General features: G+C 68.2%; 16 protein-coding genes. 10 read left to right on the top strand and 6 right to left on the bottom strand.

Going from position 1 to position 19312, the window contains the following annotated elements; all coding sequences use genetic code 11:
- The first annotated feature begins 33 nt into the window (after nucleotides 1–33).
- The 4 genes from EXE63_RS03830 (at nucleotide 34) to sepIVA (ending at nucleotide 5306) form a co-directional block, all read left to right on the top strand.
- Nucleotides 34–3420: a pyruvate carboxylase gene (locus EXE63_RS03830; protein ID WP_168140877.1), complete on the top strand. Its 3387-nt coding sequence runs from the start codon at nucleotides 34–36 to the stop codon at nucleotides 3418–3420.
- Nucleotides 3417–3968, top strand: a complete 552-nt coding sequence (gene rsmD / locus EXE63_RS03825) for a 16S rRNA (guanine(966)-N(2))-methyltransferase RsmD (RefSeq protein ID WP_168145378.1) — start codon at nucleotides 3417–3419, stop codon at nucleotides 3966–3968. Before EXE63_RS03830 ends, rsmD begins: the two co-directional genes overlap by 4 nt.
- An 11-nt stretch (nucleotides 3969–3979) precedes the next feature.
- On the top strand, nucleotides 3980–4456 hold the full coding sequence (gene coaD, locus EXE63_RS03820; RefSeq protein WP_168140876.1) for a pantetheine-phosphate adenylyltransferase: 477 nt from the start codon (nucleotides 3980–3982) through the stop codon (nucleotides 4454–4456).
- 112 nt (nucleotides 4457–4568) lie between these two features.
- Nucleotides 4569–5306 (top strand): cell division protein SepIVA, encoded by a 738-nt coding sequence (gene sepIVA, locus EXE63_RS03815; RefSeq protein ID WP_168140875.1) that lies wholly within the window; start codon nucleotides 4569–4571, stop codon nucleotides 5304–5306.
- A 47-nt stretch (nucleotides 5307–5353) separates the two neighbouring features.
- Here the strand turns inward: sepIVA and EXE63_RS03810 are convergent, their stop codons facing one another.
- From EXE63_RS03810 to EXE63_RS03790, 5 genes are all read right to left on the bottom strand, one after another.
- Nucleotides 5354–6571, bottom strand: a complete 1218-nt coding sequence (locus EXE63_RS03810) for an SfnB family sulfur acquisition oxidoreductase (protein ID WP_168145377.1) — start codon at nucleotides 6569–6571, stop codon at nucleotides 5354–5356.
- 94 nt (nucleotides 6572–6665) lie between these two features.
- A complete protein-coding gene (locus EXE63_RS03805) occupies nucleotides 6666–8003 on the bottom strand; it encodes a trimethylamine monooxygenase (protein WP_168140874.1) in 1338 nt (445 codons plus the stop codon).
- A gap of 20 nt (nucleotides 8004–8023) precedes the next feature.
- Nucleotides 8024–10294 carry a trimethylamine N-oxide demethylase gene (locus EXE63_RS03800; RefSeq protein WP_436277736.1) on the bottom strand — a complete coding sequence of 757 codons (2271 nt, stop codon included), beginning with the start codon at nucleotides 10292–10294 and terminating at the stop codon, nucleotides 8024–8026.
- A 36-nt stretch (nucleotides 10295–10330) separates the two neighbouring features.
- Complete coding sequence (locus EXE63_RS03795; protein ID WP_057166351.1) at nucleotides 10331–10705, bottom strand: cupin domain-containing protein; 375 nt, start codon at nucleotides 10703–10705, stop codon at nucleotides 10331–10333.
- A gap of 94 nt (nucleotides 10706–10799) precedes the next feature.
- Nucleotides 10800–11981 (bottom strand): LLM class flavin-dependent oxidoreductase, encoded by a 1182-nt coding sequence (locus tag EXE63_RS03790; protein ID WP_168140872.1) that lies wholly within the window; start codon nucleotides 11979–11981, stop codon nucleotides 10800–10802.
- 197 nt (nucleotides 11982–12178) lie between these two features.
- On the opposite strand from EXE63_RS03790, the gene EXE63_RS03785 reads away from it, so the two are divergent.
- The 3 genes from EXE63_RS03785 to mutM are packed head-to-tail and all read left to right on the top strand — an operon-like array spanning nucleotide 12179 to nucleotide 14292.
- Nucleotides 12179–12733, top strand: a complete 555-nt coding sequence (locus tag EXE63_RS03785; RefSeq protein ID WP_168140871.1) for a YceD family protein — start codon at nucleotides 12179–12181, stop codon at nucleotides 12731–12733.
- Complete coding sequence (gene rnc, locus EXE63_RS03780; RefSeq protein ID WP_210000222.1) at nucleotides 12723–13439, top strand: ribonuclease III; 717 nt, start codon at nucleotides 12723–12725, stop codon at nucleotides 13437–13439. Before EXE63_RS03785 ends, rnc begins: the two co-directional genes overlap by 11 nt.
- A complete protein-coding gene (gene mutM / locus EXE63_RS03775) occupies nucleotides 13423–14292 on the top strand; it encodes a bifunctional DNA-formamidopyrimidine glycosylase/DNA-(apurinic or apyrimidinic site) lyase (protein WP_168140869.1) in 870 nt (289 codons plus the stop codon). Before rnc ends, mutM begins: the two co-directional genes overlap by 17 nt.
- On the opposite strand, the gene EXE63_RS03770 is transcribed toward mutM, so the two are convergent.
- Complete coding sequence (locus EXE63_RS03770; RefSeq protein ID WP_168140868.1) at nucleotides 14279–14926, bottom strand: Rv0361 family membrane protein; 648 nt, start codon at nucleotides 14924–14926, stop codon at nucleotides 14279–14281. The two genes, mutM and EXE63_RS03770, sit on opposite strands and share 14 nt — an antisense overlap.
- A 61-nt stretch (nucleotides 14927–14987) precedes the next feature.
- On the opposite strand from EXE63_RS03770, the gene EXE63_RS03765 reads away from it, so the two are divergent.
- The 3 genes from EXE63_RS03765 to smc are packed head-to-tail and all read left to right on the top strand — an operon-like array spanning nucleotide 14988 to nucleotide 19295.
- Nucleotides 14988–15398 carry an OsmC family protein gene (locus EXE63_RS03765; RefSeq protein WP_168140867.1) on the top strand — a complete coding sequence of 137 codons (411 nt, stop codon included), beginning with the start codon at nucleotides 14988–14990 and terminating at the stop codon, nucleotides 15396–15398.
- Nucleotides 15391–15684, top strand: coding sequence for an acylphosphatase (locus EXE63_RS03760; RefSeq protein WP_168140866.1), 294 nt, complete (start codon nucleotides 15391–15393; stop codon nucleotides 15682–15684). The genes EXE63_RS03765 and EXE63_RS03760 overlap by 8 nt, the downstream gene beginning before the upstream one ends.
- A gap of 26 nt (nucleotides 15685–15710) precedes the next feature.
- Entirely contained in the window at nucleotides 15711–19295 is a 3585-nt protein-coding gene (smc, locus tag EXE63_RS03755; protein ID WP_168140865.1) for a chromosome segregation protein SMC, read from the top strand.
- Nucleotides 19296–19312 lie beyond the last annotated feature (17 nt).

The following is a 19312-nucleotide window of genomic DNA, read 5'->3' as shown; positions in this document are numbered from 1 at the left end:
TCCAGGTAACAACAGCGAAGTTAGGGTAGCGCCGTGATTTCCAAACTTCTGGTGGCCAATCGCGGCGAGATCGCCATCCGCGCTTTCCGTGCGGCGACCGAGATGAACATCTCGACGGTCGCGGTGTATCCGTTCGAGGACCGCAATTCGTTGCACCGGCTCAAGGCCGATGAGTCCTATCAGATCGGTGACGAGGGTCATCCGGTGCGGGCGTATCTGTCGGTGCCCGAGATCATCCGGGTGGCCAAGCATGCCGGCGCGGACGCGGTGTACCCCGGCTATGGCTTCCTGTCGGAGAATCCGGAACTCGCCGCGGCGTGTGCGGCCGAGGGCATCACGTTCGTGGGCCCGGGGTCGGATGTGTTGGAGCTGACCGGCAACAAGGCCCGCGCGATCGCGGCGGCGCGGGCGGCCGGGTTGCCGGTGCTGGCGTCCTCGGAGCCCTCGGCGTCGGTGGATGAGCTGGTGTCGGTGGCCGAGTCGATGACGTTCCCGTTGTTCGTCAAGGCGGTCTCCGGTGGCGGTGGGCGCGGGATGCGCCGTGTCGCGGAAGCCGGCGGACTGGCGGAGGCGATCGAGGCGGCCAGCCGTGAGGCGGAGTCGGCGTTCGGTGACCCGATGGTGTACCTGGAGCAGGCGGTCATCAACCCGCGCCATATCGAGGTGCAGATCCTGGCCGACGGTGCCGGGAATGTGATCCATCTGTTCGAGCGCGACTGCAGCTTGCAGCGCCGCCATCAGAAGGTCATCGAGCTCGCCCCGGCACCGAATCTGGACCCGGCGGTGCGGGAGAAGATCTGTGCGGACGCGGTCGCGCTGGCGCGGCACATCAATTACTTCTGCGCGGGCACCATCGAGTTCCTGCTCGACGAGCGTGGTCACCACGTGTTCATCGAGTGCAATCCGCGCATCCAGGTGGAGCACACGGTCACCGAGGAGATCACCGATGTGGATCTGGTGTCCTCGCAACTGCGGATCGCGGCGGGGGAGAGCCTCTCGGACCTGGGGTTGAGCCAGGAGTCGATCCAGATCCGGGGCGCTGCCATGCAGTGCCGCATCACCACCGAGGATCCCGCCAATGGTTTCCGCCCCGATACCGGTCGGATCACCGGGTACCGTTCACCCGGCGGCGCGGGCATCCGGCTGGACGGCGGCACCCACACCGGCGCCGAGATCAGTGCGCACTTCGACTCCATGCTGGTGAAATTGACCTGCCGCGGTAGGGATTTCACCATGGCCGCCGCCCGGGCGCGGCGCGCGCTGGCGGAGTTCCGGGTCCGCGGTGTCAGCACCAACATCCCGTTCCTGCTCGCCGTCATCGACGATCCGGACTTCCGGGCCGGCCGGGTCACGACCTCGTTCATCGACGAGCGCCCGCAGTTGCTGACCGCGCACACCCCGGCCGACCGCGGCACCAAGATCCTGAACTACCTGGCCGATGTCACGGTCAACAAGCCACACGGTGAGCGGACCACGACGGTCTACCCGCAGGACAAGCTGCCCGAACTGGACCTGAGCACCACCCCGCCCGCCGGATCCAAGCAGAAGCTCGAAGAACTCGGGCCGGGGGGTTTCGCGGCGTGGCTTCGTGATTCACCGGCGCTGGGAGTCACCGACACCACCTTCCGCGACGCTCACCAGTCGTTGCTGGCCACCCGGGTGCGGTCCACAGGTCTGCTACTGGTGGCTCCCTACATCGCGCGGATGACGCCGCAGTTGTTGTCGGTGGAGTGCTGGGGTGGCGCGACTTATGATGTGGCGCTGCGGTTCCTGAAGGAAGACCCGTGGGAGCGGCTGGCGGCGTTGCGGGAGGCGATGCCCAACATCTGTCTGCAGATGCTGCTGCGCGGGCGCAACACCGTGGGGTACACCCCGTACCCGGAGCTGGTGACGCAGGCATTCGTCGACGAGGCGACGGCCACCGGTGTCGATATCTTCCGGATCTTCGACGCGCTGAACAACGTCGACTCGATGCGCCCGGCCATCGACGCGGTGCGCGAAACCGGCACCGCCATCGCCGAAGTCGCGATGTCCTATACCGGCGATCTGAGCAACCCGGCCGAGGATCTCTACACCCTGGACTACTACCTGCGCCTGGCCGATCAGATCGTGGCGGCCGGGGCGCATGTGCTGGCCATCAAGGACATGGCCGGGCTGCTGCGCCCGCAGGCCGCCACCAAACTCGTCACCGCACTGCGGGAGCGTTTCGACCTGCCGATCCACGTGCACACCCATGACACCCCGGGCGGGCAGCTGGCCACCTATCTGGCAGCCTGGACCGCAGGCGCGTCCGCGGTGGACGGGGCGTCCTCGCCGTTGGCGGGCACCACGAGTCAGCCCGCGCTCTCGGCGATCGTGGCCGCGACCGCGCACACCGAATTCGACACCGGCCTGGACCTGTCCGCGGTGTGCGACCTGGAGCCCTATTGGGAGGCGCTGCGCAAGGTGTACGCCCCGTTCGAGGCCGGGTTGCCCGCCCCGACCGGGCGGGTGTACACCCACGAGATCCCGGGCGGGCAGCTCTCCAACCTGCGCACCCAGGCCATCGCCCTCGGGTTGGGTGATCGGTTCGAGGATGTGGAGAACGCCTACGCCGGGGCCGATCGGGTGTTGGGCCGGCTGGTGAAGGTGACCCCGTCCTCCAAGGTGGTCGGCGATCTCGCGCTCGCGCTGGTCGGTGCCGGCGCGGACGCCTCGGAGTTCGCCGCCGACCCCGACAAATACGACATCCCCGACAGCGTGATCGGGTTCCTGCGCGGTGAACTCGGCGACCCGGCCGGTGGCTGGCCCGAACCGCTGCGCACCAAGGCGTTGGCCGGGCGCGCGGCGGCAAAACCCGAGCAGGCCCTGTCCGCCGAGGACGAGACGGTGCTCACCCAGCCCGGTATCAAGCGCCAAGCCGTGCTGAACCGGCTGCTGTTCCCCGGTCCGACAAAGGAATTCGAGGCCCACCGCGACCAGTTCGGTGACACCTCGCGGCTGAGTGCCAATCAGTTCTTCTACGGGCTGCGCCAGGGCGAGGAGCACCGGGTCTTCCTGGAGCGTGGTGTCGAGTTGCTGATCGGGCTGGAAGCCATCTCCGATGCCGACGAGCGCGGCATGCGCACCGTGTTGTGCATCCTCAACGGGCAGCTGCGCCCGGTGCTGGTGCGTGACCGCGGCATCGCCAGCGATGTCGCGGCCGCCGAGAAGGCCGACAAGACCAACCCCGATCACGTCGCCGCACCGTTTGCCGGTGTGGTCACCATCGGCGTGCAGACCGGCGAGAAGGTCGACGCCGGGCAGACCATCGCCACCATCGAGGCCATGAAGATGGAAGCCGCCATCACCGCACCCAAGGCCGGCACCATCGAACGCATCGCCGTCACCGGCACCGCCCAGGTCGAGGGCGGGGACCTGCTGGCAGTGGTGTCAACCTGACCCGGATCGTCGCCGGACAGTTCAAGGGACGCCGAATCTCGGTGCCCGCCAGCGGAACCCGTCCGACCACCGACAGGGTGCGGGAGTCGTTGTTCAACGTGCTGCAGGCGCGGATGGATCTCGACGGGATCGCGGTGCTCGATCTGTACGCCGGTTCCGGTGCGCTGGGGCTGGAGGCGTTGTCCCGTGGTGCGTCCTCGGCGTTGCTGGTCGAGTCCGACCGTCGTGCCGTCGCGGTGATCGAAGCCAATATCGCCGCGCTCGGGGCCAGGGGAGCCGTGGTACGCCGGACCCCGGTCGACAAGGTGGTCCAATCCACGGGTAGACCGGTCGATCTGGTGTTCGCCGATCCGCCCTATGAGGTGGACGCCGGTGCCGTCGAACGCGTCCTGGCCGCACTCCTGGCGAACGGCTGGGTGCGCCCCGGCGCGCTCGCGGTGATCGAGCGCGCGGCGGGCGGGCCGCCGATCGTCTGGCCGGACGGTTGGGCGGCCGAGGAGGAGCGCCGCTACGGCGACACCCGACTGGAGTTCGGCGTCATCGCGTAGCGTCTCCGTCCATGAGTGGCGCTGTATGTCCCGGATCATTCGACCCCGTCACCCTCGGTCATCTCGATGTCTTCGAGCGGGCGGCCGCCCAGTTCGACGAGGTCGTGGTGGCCGTGCTGGTGAACCCGAACAAGAAGGGGATGTTCAGCGCCGATGAGCGCATCGAGTTGATCCGTGAGTCGACGACGCATCTGCCGAATCTGCGCGTCGAGTCCGGCTCCGGTCTGGTGGTGGACTTCGCCAAGCAGCGCGGGCTGACCGCCATCGTCAAGGGGCTGCGCACCGGCACCGATTTCGAGTACGAGGTGCAGATGGCGCAGATGAACAAGCACGTCGCCGGCGTCGACACCTTCTTCGTGGCGACCAGGCCGCAGTACTCGTTCGTGTCGTCCTCACTGGCCAAGGAGGTCGCTCAGCTCGGCGGCGATGTCGCCGACCTGCTACCCGAACCGGTGAACGCGCGGCTGCGCGAAAAGCTCAAGGGCTGACCTCTCCGCCCTGTCATGGCACCGTTACGCGACACACCGGCCGGGAAAGCCGAGTCACAGGCGTAACACCAGGCACACTGGTTACTAACAACTACGCCTGGAGGGTGTTGCCGTGTATCGAGTGTTTGAGGCGCTTGACGAACTCAGCGCAATCGTCGAAGAAGCCCGTGGCGTGCCGATGACGGCCGGGTGCATGGTGCCCCGCGGCGATGTCCTGGAGTTGCTCGACGACATCAAGGACGCCATTCCCGGTGAGCTCGACGACGCCCAGGATGTGCTGGATGCCCGGGACGCGATGCTCAACGAGGCGAAGGACCACTCCCAGTCCATGGTGGCCACCGCATCGGCCGAGGCCGATTCGATGGTCAACCACGCCCGCGGTGAGGCCGACCGGATGGTCGCCGACGCCAAGTCGCAGGCCGACCGGATGGTCGCCGAGGCGCGTGCGCACAGCGAGCGGATGGTCGGCGAGGCCCGCGAAGAGGCGAGCCGCATCGCCTCGACCGCCAAGCGTGAGTACGAGGCCGCGACCGGGCGCGCCAAGGCCGAGGCCGATCGTCTCATCGAGAACGGCAACATCTCCTACGAGAAGGCCGTCCAGGAGGGCATCAAGGAGCAGCAGCGCCTGGTGTCGCAGACCGAGATCGTGCAGACCGCCACCAGTGAGGCCACCCGACTGGTCGACACCGCGCACGCCGAGGCCGACCGGCTGCGCGGCGAATGCGATATCTACGTCGACAGCAAGCTCGCCGAGTTCGAGGACTACCTCAACGGCACCCTGCGCTCTGTGAGCCGTGGACGCCACCAGCTGCGCACCGCCGCCGGGACACACGACTACGCCACCCGGTAGCCACCCGGTAGCAACCCGGTAGCAACCCGGTAGCCACCGGGTAGGCCTCAAAGTTGGCCGTGCCGCGGCGGTGTGGTGCCCGACAGGGTGTAGCGGCCGATGTGCTGCAACTTCCAGCGGGTCGGGTCGTGCAGCGTGTGGGTGCGGGCGTCGCGCCAGTACCTCGACAGGTTCGCCGCACCGGACGCGCTGCGGGTGCCGCCCAGTTCGAACAGCGCGCTCGACGCCTCCAATGACGCCCGGGTGGCGGCCACCTTGGCCACTGCGACGGACACCGAAGCCGCAGCGGCACTGTCGGAGTCGAGTTCGGCGGCTGCGGCGTCCACCGCGCGGCCCGCCTCGGCCAGCAACGCCTGCGCGCCGCGCACCGTGACGGTCAGCTCGCCGACGAGCTGCACGACCGTCGGATCATCGGCGGCGGTGTCCACCCCGGCCTCGAAATGCGGTCGGGCCTTGGCGGACTGACGGACCCCTTCGGCCAGTGCCGCGGTGGCGATCCCGACGTCGAGCGCGGCGTGGAACAACTGCGCGCGCGCCCCGTACACGCTGGGCGCACTGAAGATGGGGGTGAATGCCACCACCTGCTCGACCGGCACCCGCACGGCATCCAGGGTGACGGTCCCCGAGGCGGTGGTGCGCTGTCCCATCCCGTCCCAATCGTCGACGACTCGCAGGCCCCGGGTGCCGGCGGGCACGAAGGCCAGTGCCTTCGGTGTGGACGACGTCGGGGTGTCCCCAGCGCGTGCCGGCAGCGAGGCCCGCACGATCACCCAGTCGGCGAACAGCGCACCCGTGGAATAGAATTTGCGTCCTTCGAGGACGTAGTGGTCGCCGTCGCGGACCAGCGTGGTGGCGTCCACATCGATGGGGTGCGGTCCGCGTTCGGACTGTGCGTTGGCGAAAAGTGCTCCCTCCAAGACCTTCTCGAAGAAGAATGCCTGCTGCGCATTGCTGCCTTGCAGCCGCACTGCCTCCAGGAACGTGTAGTGCGAATGCGGGATCTGCGCCAGTGACGGGTCGCCGTGCGCGAACAACCGGAACACCTCGGCGATGACCGCCGCGGGTGCGGAGATCCCGCCATGCTCGACGGGGACCGACAGCGCGAGCAGACCGGACTCCTTGAGCGCTTGCACCTGATCGTGCGGCAGCACCCGGCCGGCGTCGCGGGCACCGGCATCGGCGGCGAATGCCGCGGACAACTCGGACGCCGCCGCCAGGGCCTGGTCGGTGTCGGCGATCCTGGTGGTCCCAGCGGCGGTGCCGATGGTCACGGAGCGAAGATGCGAAGGAGTCACTTCGCCGAGCGTTCCCGCCGACCGCGGACCGGTCACCCGTTGGGCTCAGCGAGATTCTGAGCACTCAGCGCTGCAGGAAACGGGCCAGGCTGTCGTCGAGTTCCTCCCACCAGGTGGAACTGGGGACGGGCCCGATCGTGCCGGTACAGGGTGAGGCGAACGATTTGTCGCGATATCCGGTGATGCTCTCGTCCTTGTCGTGTTCCCAGGTGACGAAATGCTGCCGCACCAGCTCCAGATCGAAGGCCTGGTAATCGGTGAGCGCCATCAGATCCCGCACGTAGGCGGTCTGGAAGTCGATCTGCTCCATCACGGTGTCCACGGCGGCGTACCTGGTCAGCCAGGCGTCGACATCGTCGGCCATCGCCTCGGAGGCGGGCAGCGGCAGCCGGCCCAGCACCACGTCACGGGCCACGAAGGCCTGCGCGTCGAACATGTTGAAGGTGTAGTACTGGTCCTGCATGCCCAGGTACAGCAGCTTCGGGTTGGCCGTCCACACCACGCCCTTGTACAGCCCGGCGGGATACAGGTTGTTCGCGGTTTCCAGCCGCAGTCCGGGGTCGATGAACGGGAAGTGGTGCTGGTATCCGGTGCACAGGATGATGGCGTCCACGTCGCGGCTGGTGCCGTCGGCGAAATGCGCGGTGCGCCCGTCGAGGTGTTGCAGCGCAGGGACTTCGGTGATGCCGTCGGGCCAGCCGAATCCCATCGGTGCGTTGCGGTAGGCGATCGTGATGGACCCGGCCCCGTACTTGAGGGACTGCAGAGCGATGTCCTCGGCGGAATAGCTGCTGCCCAGGATCAGCAGGTTCTTTCCGGCGAACTCGACCGCGTCGCGGAAGTCGTGGGAATGCAGGATGCGGCCCGGGAAAGACTCGAAGCCCGGGTACTCCGGGACATACGGGGTGGAGAAGTGCCCGGTCGCGACGATGACGTGGTCGAACGTCTCGGTGCGCAGCACGCCGGCACCGGACTCCCATGATTCGACGGTGACGGTGAAGGAGTCTCCGTCGAAGGTGATGTCACGCACCGCGGTGTCGAACTGGATGAACTGGCGCACATTGCTCTTCTTCGCCCGCCCGACGATGTAGTCGTAGAGCACCTCGCGCGGCGGGAATGACGGGATCGGGCCGCCGAAGTGCTCGTCGAAGCTGTAGTCGGCGAACTCCAGGCATTCCTTGGGCCCGTTGGACCACAGGTAGCGGTACATGCTGCCGTGCACCGGGTCTCCGTGGGAGTCCAGACCGGTGCGCCAGGTGTAGTTCCACAGCCCACCCCAGTCGCTCTGCTTCTCGAAGCACACCACCTCGCCGACGTCGACGCCGTCCTGTCGCGCCTGCTCGAACGCGTGCAGCTGGGCCAGTCCGCAGGGGCCGGCGCCGATCACGGCGGTTCTGGTCATCGGGTTCTCCTCGGGGGACGTCATGAGCGGGGTCGGGTCTTGTCGGGGTCGTAGAACACCGAAGTGGTGACGGTGGCCGGGATACGCTTGCGGTGCCCGTCGAGCTTGCCGACCTCGACACGGGTGCCGGGATCGCTGTGCTGGACGGCGATGCGGCACAACGCGATACTGGCTCCCAGGATGGGGGAGCGGACACCGCTGGTGATCACGCCGACCTGGGCGCGCCCGATGTGCACGCAGTCCCCGTGTGCGGCGGTCTCGTTGCCGTCCAGACGCAGCCCGACCAGTGTGCGTTGCGGGTGGGCCTTGCGTTCGAGAAGTGCTGCCCGGCCCACGAAATCGTCTGTCTTGGTCTTCAGGGGGACGGTGAACCCGATACCGGCCTCGAAGGGGTCGATCTGATCGTCGAATTCGTGGCCCGCCGCGATCAGCCCCGACTCGACACGCAGGATCTCCAGGGCTTCCAGACCCAGGGGTGCCAGTCCGTGCGGTTCACCGGCCAGCCACACCGCGTCCCAGAGAGTTTCGGCATCGCGGGGATGCACCCACAGCTCGTAGCCGAGTTCGCCGGAGTACCCGGTTCGGGACACCAGCAGCGGGATCCCATCGGGCCCACCGAGCCGCCCGATCAGGAACCGGAACCACCCCAGATCCCGCAGCGCCGGCTGGGTCGGCGGAGTCCAGATCAGCCCGGCGAGCAGCTCACGGCTGGCCGGGCCCTGCACGGCGATATTGTGCATCTGATCGGTGGACTCCTTGATCCACACCTGCTGCAGTCCCAGCTTCTCGGCGTGGGTGCGCAGCCACATCCCGTCATGGGGGTCACCGCCGATGAAGCGGAAGTTGTTGTCGCTCAGGCGCAACACCGTGCAGTCATCGACGACGCCGCCGGACTCGGTGCACATCGCCGAGTACACCACCTGCCCGCGGGACAGCCGTCGGATATCGCGGGTCAGCGTGGCCTGCAGCAGGGCTTCGGCATCGGGGCCCAGGACCTCGAACTTGCGCAGCGCCGACAGGTCCATCACCGCGGCGCGTTCCCGGCACGCCCAGTACTCCTGTTGCGGTCCGTGGCCGTCGAAGCTGTTGGGCAGCCAATAGCCCTGATAATCGGTGAAATTGGAGGTCAGTGCGCCGGTCCGCGAGGCGAACGCGGTGGGCTTGGTCAGCACGGGTTCGGAGTCCGGGGTCAACCGGTGTCCCACCGCCACAGAGAACCTCCTGGTGGAGTCGTAGACGCGGACGTGGATGTCGGTGGGCGTCCAACCGTTCGCGGGGTCGATATCGTCCGGGCAGGCCGATGACGCGCACACCAGGTCGGTGCAGGCCCGCAGCATCACGTAGTCGCCCGGGCGTGACCATGGCTCATCGGAGGTCAGCTGGTGCGCCGCGTCGAACGCGGTGTTGTAGAACAGGTTCAGCGCCGGCCACCCTGCGCGGGCGGCCACCCCGAACCGGGCCAGTGTCGCGTTGAAGTTGTCGGTGCAGTTGACATGGCCGGGGTAGCCGAAATCGGCGTAGTACTTGGCGGTGCAGGCCAGCGCAAAGGTGTCGTGCCGGCCCACGGTGTCGCGCACCACCTCGACCAGCGGCTGCGCCCGGCTGTCGAAGAACTTGCCGAACAATCCGGGCTGCGGGTACGCGCCGCCACCGATGGTGCGGGTGGTCGTGGCGTCCAGCCCGTACTCGTGACCGCCGTCGAGCCCCCGGGCATCGAGGGCCAGGAAGTCCGAACACTGCCGGCCCTGGACGTCGATGATCTGGACGAACTGCCCGGCCCGGATCTCATAGGACGACGCGGTCGACGCATCGATGCGCAGGTCCCACAGCGGTTCGGCCAGCGGCGCGGGCAGCTCGCGCTCCCGCACCGGCAGCGGCCTGGCCCGGTGCACCTCGACCAGCACCTCCGAGGGTGGATTCGGTTCGGCGAGCGCCAGGTTCATCGGGGCCGCGGGTGCGGCGATGAGCACGACCGCGTCGGCGTCGACGGCGAAACCGAGTCGGGCGCCCGCCGCGGAGTCAGCGCCGAACAACCGGGTGGCCCGGGCCTGGTGCTGATCGACGTGGCGTGACAGCAGTCCCAGGATTCGCCCGGCGGCATAGCCGTTCTCGTCGGGGCCGGCTACCAGGCCACGCAGCACCGTGGCGGGCGCATCCGGCGCGGACCCGCTCACCGCGCGCGGATCGGCGGCCAGCACGGTCAGTTCCACGGCCTGGCGCCCGTGCCGGTCGATCACCTCGAAACGGTCGCCGCCGGTGACCGACAGCGCGGTGACCGAGCCGGGTGCCACCCGGAAACATTCGATCATGGGAGTCCGGCAGCGAGATCAGGGCGCGAACGACCGGTAGCCGACGTAGAACGCCAGCGCATGGTCCGGGGTCGAGAACAGGATGCGCGAGCCCTTCGGGAAGAAGATGGCGTCCTTGGCCCGTGCGATCTGCACCTGTCCGGTGTCCGGGTTCTCCAGTCGGAACTCACCTTCCAGGACGACCTTCATCTCGTCGTAGGCGTAGTAATAGTCCAGCGGCGCATCGGTATTGCGCAGCTCGAAGTACCCCGAGCACATGGGCACCCCGTCGGGGTTGGCGTAGACGTCGTCGATGAAACCCTCGGTGCCCGGGTACTGCTCCAAGGGCATCTGCGGAAGTGACTCCCAGAAACCCGAAGTCACCTGGAAGATGGGCGCGGCCGTACTCGTCACAGAACCTCCATCGTGATCTCTCGCATGAAACAGCGTCTGATGTGAGGAAACCACGCACGGATTTCGGTGAGATTACGCCGACGTGCCTGTGTCGTTAGCGCGCGGACCCGACGAAGGGAATCGACATGCTCGGTGCCATCGGCGTCTCCGCGCCGAATCCGACGTTGAACAACCCACGTTCCCGCAGGATCGGCACCACCCCCTCGCCGAACCAGTACAGCTCCTCCAGATGCGGATACCCGGAGAAGATGAACTCGTCGATGCCGATCTCGGCGTACTCGGCGATTCGGTCGGCCACCTCGGCGTGACTGCCGACCAGGGCGGTGCCCGCCCCGCCGCGAACCAGCCCGACGCCCGACCACAGATTCGGCGCGATCTCCAAACTGCGTGCGTCGCTCCAGGTTCCGTCTGTCCGGTTGGCCGCGTGCAACGCCAGCATCCGCTTCTGGCCCTCGGACTGGCTGCGCGCCAGCCCCGCCTGGGCGGCCTGTACGGTCTCCTCGTCGAGCGCGCCGATCAGTGCGCCGGCCTGCGCCCACGCGTCCTCGGGAGTATCGCGGGAGATGGTATGCAGCCGGATGCCGAAGCGCGGTGTACGCCCGGCGGTTTCGGCTTCCGCGCGGATCCAGGCGATCTTCTCGGCGACCGCGGCCGGCGGCTCACCCCAGGTGAGGTAGACATCGGCATGGCGGGCCGCGACCGGGCCGGCGGCCTTGGAGCTGCCACCGAAGTACAGCGGCGGGACCGGGCTGGGCGGCACCGCCAGCGCGGCCTCCTCGATCTTGATGTACTCGCCGTCCAGGCTGACCGTCTCGCCGGCCCACAGCCGGCGCACCACGTCGAGGAACTCGTCGGCGCGGGCGTATCGGGCGTCCTTGTCCAGATGGTCACCGAAGGCGCGCTGCTCGTGTGCCTCCCCGCCGACCACGACGTTGAGCAGGATGCGTCCGGGCGCGTGCCGGGCGAAGGTGGCGGCCATCTGTGCCGACAGCGTCGGGCTCACCAGTCCCGGTCGGAACGCCACGAGGAAGGCCAGTGAGGTCGTCTCCCGGGCCAGCAGCGCGGCAGTCACGAACGCGTCCTCGCACCAGGCGCCGGTCGGGATGAGCGCACCCGTGAAGCCGAACCGTTCGGCGGCCCGCACGATCGACGCCAAGTAGTCGATGGACGCCTCGCGGTCACCCCCGGCGGCACCGGCCGGCGTGCCGTGCCCGCCACCGACAATCAGCCGGCTGTCGCCGTAGGTGGGCAGAAACCAGTGCAACTTCACGGTCACAGATCCGTCCTTACGCAGCAAGTCCTCTTCGTGTCCACGAGTATCGACCTCCCCAGCGGCCGGCAACGCCCGATCCGTCGTGCGTTCCGCATCGGCACCGACCCTCACCGGCCACAGCGCCGCCACCGACTAAAAATCTCGGTGATCGGGTGTCGGGTGCGGCGGCGCGGCAACAGCGCCGAAGTAGGATTGGTCCCATGGCTGGCAAAAATCCCCTCGCGATCGACATCTCGCGGCTGGGTCTGCGGCCGGGCTCGATGATCGAGGTGCACGAGACGGTGCCGTCGCCGTCGCGCATCGGGCTGGACCTGATCCGTATCGAGCAGGGTGCCCCGCTGGAACTGGACCTGCGCATCGAATCTGTTTCCGAGGGCGCCCTGGTCACCGGCACTGTCTCCGGGCCCACCACCGGCGAATGTGTGCGCTGTCTGGAACCGGTCAGTGGTGAGGTGTCCGTCGACATCACCGAACTGTTCGCCTACCCGGGCAGCACCACCGAAGCGACCACCGAGGAAGACGAGGTCGGCCACGTCGTCGATGACCGCGTCCACATCGAGCAGTCTCTGGTGGACGCCGTCGGCCTGGTGCTGCCGTTCTCGCCGATGTGCCGGGAGGACTGCGCCGGGCTGTGCCCGGACTGCGGTGTCGCGCTCGCCGACGCCGAGCCGGGGCACGCGCACGACAAGATCGACCCCCGCTGGGCGAAGCTGGCCGCGTTGAAGGACCAAGCCGGAGATGCCAGTGACGGCTGAGCACGAGTCGTTGATCGAAGCCCTTGGCGTGCGGTTGCCCGAGGATCTGCTCACCATCGCCCTGACTCACCGAAGCTTTTCCTATGAGAACGGCGGGCTGCCCACCAACGAGCGCCTGGAGTTTCTCGGCGACGCGGTGCTCGGCCTGACGATCACCGAGGAGCTCTACCACCGCCACCCCGATCGTCCCGAGGGTGACCTGGCCAAACTGCGTGCCAGCATCGTCAACACCCAGGCGCTGGCCGATGTCGGGCGCAAACTCGGGCTCGGCGACCACCTGTTGCTCGGTAAGGGGGAGGAGAGCTCCGGCGGCGCCGACAAGTCCAGCATCCTCGCCGACGGTGTCGAATCCCTCCTGGGCGCAATTTATCTGAACCAGGGCAACGTGATCGCGCGGGACGCGATCCTGCGGCTGTTCAGCGAACTGCTGGACACCGCACCGACGCTCGGTGCCGGGCTGGACTGGAAGAGCAGCCTGCAGGAACTGTCCGTCGCCCGGGGCCTGGGCCCGCCGGCCTACACCGTCACCGCTCAAGGGCCGGACCACGACAAGGAATTCACCGCGATCGTGGTGATCGCCGAGCGCCAGTTCGGTCGCGGCGTCGGGCGCACCAAGAAAGAGGCAGAACTCAAGGCGGCCGCCGCAGCATGGAGCGCCATCGACGCCGCGGGCGACGACGAGACCGGGGATGCCGGAACTCCCTGAGGTCGAGGTGGTGCGGCGGGGGCTGGCCGCACACATCCTTGACCGCACCATCACCGATGTGCAGGTGCTGCACCCACGCGCCGCGCGCAGGCACCTCGCCGGCTCCATCGACCTGGCCGCGCGGCTGCGGGGCACCACCATCACCGGAACCGGCCGGCGTGGAAAGTACTTGTGGCTCACCCTTTCCAGCGGTGACGCGTTGGTCGTGCACCTCGGGATGAGCGGGCAGATGCTGCTCGGTGATGTCCCGAACCCGTCGCATCTGCGGATCGCCACGACGCTCGACAACGGTGTCTCGATGAACTTCGTCGACCAACGCACGTTCGGGGGCTGGATGCTCACCGATCTGGTGACCATCGACGGCACCGAGGTGCCCGAACCCGTCGCGCACATCGCCCGCGACCCGCTGGACCCCGAATTCAACCGCGACGGTGTGGTCACGGTATTGCGGCGCAAGCATTCCGAGATCAAGCGCCAGCTGCTCGACCAGACGGTGGTCTCCGGGATCGGCAACATCTATGCCGACGAGGCGCTCTGGCGGGCCAAGATCAACGGCGGCCGGCTGGCGTCGGCGCTGACCAGACGGCAACTGGCCGAGCTGCTGGACGCCGCCGCCGAGGTGATGACCGGCGCGCTGAGCCAGGGCGGGACGTCGTTCGATTCGCTGTATGTGAACGTCAACGGCGAATCCGGGTACTTCGAGCGCTCGCTGGAGGCCTACGGGCGCGTCGATCAAGGGTGCCGGCGCTGCGGTGCGGTGATGCAGCGCGACAAGTTCATGAACCGTTCGTCGTACTACTGTCCGAAATGTCAACCGCCGCCGCGGATTCGGCGCACTTCTAGCGCTGGCTGAATTCCACGGCCGCGGACATGCAGACCTTCCACTCGCCCGATTCCTTCCGGAAGTAGGCGGTGTCGAACGGTCCGCCCGCATTCATCCTGGCCGACGCCACATCGCCCTTGACCGTGATGTCGGTCGCGGTGACCTCGGTGGTCGGGGCGCTCTGCGGAACGTCCATGCCCTCCAGGATGTCGCCGAGTTCGCCGAGGGCGCCGAACATCCCGGCCTCCGCGGCGCAGAAGTACTGACCGAGATCGGAGAACTTCCCGGTGTTCCCGGCGGCGCCGAACTCCTCGACGAGCTGTTGGATCTCGGCTTCGTCGGTGGACACCAGGATCTGGTCACCGGATCGGAACAGGAACACCCCGCCGACCACCAGCGCCGCGACGACCAGCACGCTGGCCACGCCGCCGAGAATCCACCAGGTGCCGTTGCTCTTCTTCGGGGGCTGCGGCGGATAGCCGTACGGATAACCCGGAGGTGGAGCGCCGTAGCCGTAGGGCTGCTGGCCGTAGGGCTGCGCCGGTGGCGGCACCTCGTAGGCCGGGTACTCGTAGGCCGGCGGCTGCTGGGGATCCCACGAACCCTGCTGTTGTGGACCCCACGGTCCCTGCGGCCCCGGTTGCTGCGGGGGGTAGTGCGTCACGGCGATAGCTCCTCAGCTGGTGTCGTTCAACACTAACTCGCGCCTCCGTAGACTCGCCGGAATGACAGAACTGTGGGTCGAGCGGACCGGCGTGCGCCGCTACACCGGGCGCAGCACGCGGGGCGCGGAGGTGCTGGTGGGGTCCGAGGACGTCGAGGGCGTCTTCACCCCCGGTGAGCTTATGAAGATCGCCTTAGCCGCGTGCAGCGGGATGAGCAGCGATGCGCCGCTGCGGCGTCGCCTCGGCGACGACTACGCCACCACCATCCGGGTGTCCGGGGCGGCCGATCGGGAGCAGGAGCGGTACCCGCTGCTGGCCGAAACCCTGGAGATCGATCTGTCCGGGCTGTCCGAGGACGAGGTGAAGCGGCTGCGGGTCGTCGTCGAGCGCGCCATCGACCAGGTCTGCACCGTCGGGCGCACCCTCAAGTCGGGCACCGAGGTGACCTTCGAGGTGAAGAACCTTGGCTGACGCCGGCCCGGATCAGCCGGTCCGCCTCAGCGCCTACGTGCACGGACACGTGCAGGGCGTGGGTTTCCGCTGGTGGACACGCGCTCGGGCGTTGGAACTCGGGCTGTCCGGGTATGCATCGAACCGGCCCGACGGGCGGGTGCACGTCGTGGCACAAGGACCCCGGCCGGATTGTGAGCGGTTGCTGGACCACCTGAAATCCGGTCAGACTCCGGGAACGGTGGATGCCGTGATGGCCGATTGGTCGGCGGCGGGCGACCCGATTGACGGCTTCAGCGAACGTTAACCCCCGCGACGGTAGGGTTTCACCTCGTGCATCTCAAGAGTCTGACGCTGAAGGGCTTCAAGTCCTTCGCCGCGCCGACGACTCTGCGCTTCGAGCCGGGCATCACCTGCGTCGTCGGGCCCAACGGGTCGGGTAAATCCAACGTCGTCGACGCCCTGACCTGGGTGATGGGCGAGCAGGGCGCCAAAACGCTGCGCGGCGGCAAGATGGAGGACGTCATCTTCGCCGGCACCTCCTCGCGGGCGCCGCTGGGTCGCGCCGAGGTGACGCTGACCATCGACAACTCCGACAACGCGCTGCCCATCGAGTACAACGAGGTGTCCATCACGCGGCGGATGTTCCGCGACGGCGCCGGCGAGTACGAGATCAACGGCAGCAGTTGCCGCCTGATGGACGTGCAGGAGCTGCTCAGCGACTCCGGCATCGGCCGGGAAATGCACGTCATCGTCGGGCAGGGCAAGCTCTCGGAGATCCTGGAATCGCGTCCCGAGGACCGCCGCGCCTACATCGAGGAAGCCGCCGGGGTGCTCAAGCACCGCAAGCGCCGCGAAAAGGCCGTCCGCAAGCTCGACTCGATGCAGGCCAACCTTGCTCGGTTGACCGATCTGACCACCGAGTTGCGCCGCCAGCTCAAACCGCTGGGCCGCCAAGCCGAGATGGCCCGCCGCGCCCAGACCATCCAGGCCGATCTGCGCGATGCCCGGCTGCGGCTGGCCGCCCACGACCTGCTGGTGCGCCAGACCGAGTTCAACGACACCAACCAGGCCGAGACGACGCTGCGCCGCGAGCACGACGACGTGACGACGCGGCTGGAGGTCGCCACGGTCGAGCTGGCCGCCCACGAGAGCGCGGTGAGCGAGCTGACCGAACGCGCCGAGGCCGCCCAGCAGACCTGGTTCCGGCTGTCCGCGCTGGCCGAACGGGTCAGCGCGACGGTACGCATCGCCAATGACCGCACCCAGCTGCTCGACGCCGAACCGGAAACGGACTCCGGCCGCGACCCCGACGCCCTGGAGGCCGAGGCCGACGAGGTCGCCGCACGTGAGCAGGAATTGCTCGCGGAACTGGAGGCCTCGCGCGAGACCCTGGAATACGCTCGCGCCGAACTCGCCGAACGTGAACGCATCGCCGCCGACGCCGAGCAGGCGCACCGGGCGGCCGCGCGCGCCGAGGCCGATCGCCGGGAAGGTCTGGCCCGGCTGTCCGGACAGGTCGACACCATGCGCAGCCGGGTGGAATCCACCGATGACGAGGTGGCTCGGCTGACTGCCCGCATCGAGGAAGCCGCGACCCGAGTTCAGCAGGCCCAGGCCAACTTCGAGAACGTGCAGGCCCGCGTCGGCGAACTGGACGAGGGCGAGGTCGGTCTCGACGATCAGCACGACCGTTCGATCACCGCGCTGCGCACCGCCGACGAGCGGGTCGCCGAACTCCAGTCCGCCGAGCGGGCCGCCGAACGGCAGGCCGCCTCGCTGCACGCCCGTATCGATGCGCTGTCGATGGGCCTGGCGCGCAAGGACGGTGCCGCCTGGCTGTCGGAGAACCACGGCACAGGGCTTTTCGGGTCGGTCGCCAAGCTGGTGCGGGTGCGCCCCGGTTACGAGGTTGCGGTGGCGACGGTACTCGGCCCGGCAGCCGACGCGCTGGCCGCCGAGAACGTCGGCGCTGCCCGTGCGGCCGTCGCCGCGCTGAAGGAAGCCGACGGGGGACGGGCATCGATCCTGCTCGGTGACTGGCCCGTGCATCCCGCCCACAACGGCGAGGCGCTGCCCGCCGGCGGGCAGTGGGCGATCGATCTGGTTGAGGCTCCCGACCGGCTGCGCGGCGCGATCAGCGCGCTGCTGTCCGGTGTGGCCGTTGTCGACGACCTGTCGGCGGCGCTGAGTCTGGTGGCCGAGCGGCCGCATCTGCGGGTCGCGACCGCCGAGGGCGACCAGGTCGGTGCCGGCTGGGTCAGCGGCGGATCGGACCGCAAGGTCTCGACGCTGGAGATCGCTTCCGAAATCGAGAAGGCCCGAACAGAACTCACCAATGTGGAACGTCAGGCCGGGGAGGTGACGGCGGCCCTGGCCGGCGCCAAAGAGGAACAGGCGGCCCGCCAGGACGCGGCCGAGCAGGCATTGGCGGCGCTGAACGAATCCGACGCCGCGATCTCGTCGATCTACGAGCAGCTGGGTCGGCTCGGTCAGGAATCTCGGAACGCCGACGCCGAATGGCAGCGGCTGATGAAGCAACGCGACGAGCTGGAGGCCGGCCGGACGACCGCGGTCGAGGAGCTCACCGAACTGGAGACCCGGCTGCACAACGCGCAGCAGTCGCCGATGTTCGAGGTCGACGATACCGAGGATCGCCAGGAGTTCACGCTGGCCGCCGAGACCGCGCGGGCCACCGAGGTGGAGGCCCGCCTGGCGGTGCGCACCGCCGAGGAACGCGCGAATGCCGTTCGGGGACGTGCTGATTCGCTGCGCCGCTCGGCCGCGGCCGAGCGTGAGTCGCGGCTGCGTGCGGCTCGGGCCCGGGAGGCCCGCGAGCATGCGGCGACCGTCGCGATCGCCGTGGCCGAGTCGGGTCGGCTGATCGCGGCCCGGTTGGCGGCCACGGTGGCGCTGGCCTCGCGCACTCGCGACGAGGTGGCGGCCGAGCGTTCGCAGCGCACCGAGGCGTTGAACCGGGCCCGCACCGAGGTCAACGAGCTGGGCGCCCGGATCAATGCGCTGACCGATTCACTGCACCGCGACGAGGTGGCCAAAGCCCAAGCGGCGCTGCGTATCGAGCAGCTCGAGCAGCAGGCGCTGGAACAGTTCGGGTTGGCCGCCGCCGATCTGATCGCCGAGTACGGACCCGATAATCCGCTGCCGCCGACCGAGTTGGAGATGGCCGAGTACGAGCAGGCCAAGGAGCGCGGCGAGCAGGTCACCGCGCCCGCGCCGATGCCGTTCGACCGGCCCACCCAGGAGCGACGCGCGAAGAAAGCCGAACGCGAGCTCAACGAGCTGGGCCGGGTCAATCCGCTGGCGCTGGAGGAGTTCGCGGCGCTGGAGGAGCGCTACAACTTCCTGTCCACCCAGCTGGAGGACGTGAAGGGCGCCCGCAAGGACCTGCTGGATGTCATCGAGGATGTCGATGCCCGCATCCTGACTGTGTTCACCGAGGCCTACGCCGATGTGGAACGCGAATTCACCCAGGTGTTCGCGTCGCTGTTCCCCGGTGGTGAGGGCCGGCTGTTGCTGACAAACCCCGGCGATATGCTGACCACCGGTATCGAGGTCGAGGCGCGCCCGCCCGGTAAGAAGGTCAAGCGGCTGTCGCTGCTGTCCGGTGGCGAGAAGTCGCTGACCGCGGTGGCCATGCTGGTCGCGATCTTCCGTGCGCGGCCGTCCCCGTTCTACATCATGGACGAGGTCGAAGCGGCGCTGGATGATGTGAACCTGCGCCGACTGCTCGGGTTGTTCGAGCAGCTGCGGGAGAAATCGCAGCTCATCGTCATCACGCACCAGAAACCCACGATGGAGATCGCCGACGCGCTGTACGGCGTCACCATGCAGGGCGATGGCATCACGCAGGTGATTTCGCAACGCATGCGCGGGCAGGACCTCGCGACCACGGGTTGATTTTGGTGTCTCTTCGG

The sequence above is a fragment of the Mycolicibacterium frederiksbergense genome (genome assembly GCF_012223425.1).
Taxonomy (GTDB): domain Bacteria; phylum Actinomycetota; class Actinomycetes; order Mycobacteriales; family Mycobacteriaceae; genus Mycobacterium; species Mycobacterium frederiksbergense.
The sequence above is the reverse complement of the archived record's forward strand: the minus strand, read 5'-3'. Positions and strand labels throughout refer to the sequence as shown.